A 1,316-nucleotide genomic window follows, 5' to 3' on the forward strand; every position below is an offset into this window, starting at 1 on the left:
CTCCAGCATCTCGGTGACCAGCGCCGCGATCGGCGACCGCTCGGACCGGGTCAGGGTCATGTGGGCGAACAGCGGGTGCCCCTTCAGCTTCTCGACGACGGCCACGACGCCGTCGTACCGGCCGACCCGCAGGTTGTCGCGCTGGGCGACGTCGTGGGTGAGCACCACCCGCGACCCCTGGCCGATCCGGGAGAGGACGGTGAGCAGCACGTTGCGCTCCAGCGACTGCGCCTCGTCGACGATCACGAAGGCGTCGTGCAGGGAGCGTCCGCGGATGTGCGTGAGCGGGAGGACCTCCAGCATCCCGCGGGAGATCACCTCCTCGATCACGGCCGGGGTGGTGACCGCGGAGAGCGTGTCGAAGACCGCCTGCGCCCAGGGGCTCATCTTCTCGGACTCGCTGCCCGGCAGGTATCCGAGTTCCTGGCCGCCGACCGCGTAGAGCGGGCGGAACACCATCACCTTGCGGTGCTGCTGCCGCTCCAGCACCGCCTCCAGGCCCGCGCACAGCGCCAGCGCCGACTTGCCGGTGCCGGCCCGGCCGCCCATCGAGACGATGCCGATCTCCGGGTCGGTCAGGAGGTCCAGCGCCACCCGCTGCTCGGCGCTGCGGCCGCGCAGGCCGAAGACCTCGCGGTCGCCGCGCACCAGGCGCACCCGGCCGTCGTGGGTGACCCGGCCCAGGGCCCGGCCGCGCTCGGAGTTGAGCACCAGGCCGGTGTGCACGGGGAGTTCGACGGCGCCGTCGATGTCGACCGCGGCGTCGTGCGGGGCGGCGAACAGCGCGTCCACCTGGTCGCCGGACACGTGCAGCTCGCTCATGCCCGTCCAGCCGGAGGTGATCGCGAGCTCGGCCCGGTACTCCTCCGCGAGGAGGCCGACCGAGCTGGCCTTGATCCGCAGCGGCAGGTCCTTGGAGACGACGGTGACGTCGTACCCCTCGGCCTGCAGGTTGCGGGCGACCGCCAGGATGCGGGTGTCGGCCTCGCCGCCGCCCGTCCGGTAGCCGGCCGGCAGTATCGACGGGTCGGAGTGGTTGAGCTCGACCCGGATCGTGCCGCCGAAGTCGCCGACCGGGATCGGCTCGTCGAGCCGGCCGTGGCGGACGCGGTAGTCGTCGAGCAGTCGGAGCGCCTGACGGGCGAAGTAGCCCAGCTCCGGGTGGTGGCGCTTGGCCTCCAGCTCGGTGACCACGACCACCGGCAGGACGACCTCGTGCTCCTCGAAGCGGTTCATGGCGAGTGGGTCCGCCAGGAGCACGCTCGTGTCGAGAACGTACGTGCGCCGGTCTGGTGTCCGGCGGCTCTTCGAACTGA

Annotated in this window: 1 protein-coding gene; it reads right to left on the reverse strand. The window is 72.1% G+C overall.

Annotation, left to right across the window (positions count from 1 at the left end; genetic code table 11):
* On the reverse strand, window positions 1–1,316 hold a 1,316-nt coding region (locus SNE206_RS39985), incomplete at both ends, for a PhoH family protein (RefSeq protein WP_407918506.1).

The organism is Kitasatospora sp. NE20-6 (assembly GCF_045862635.1).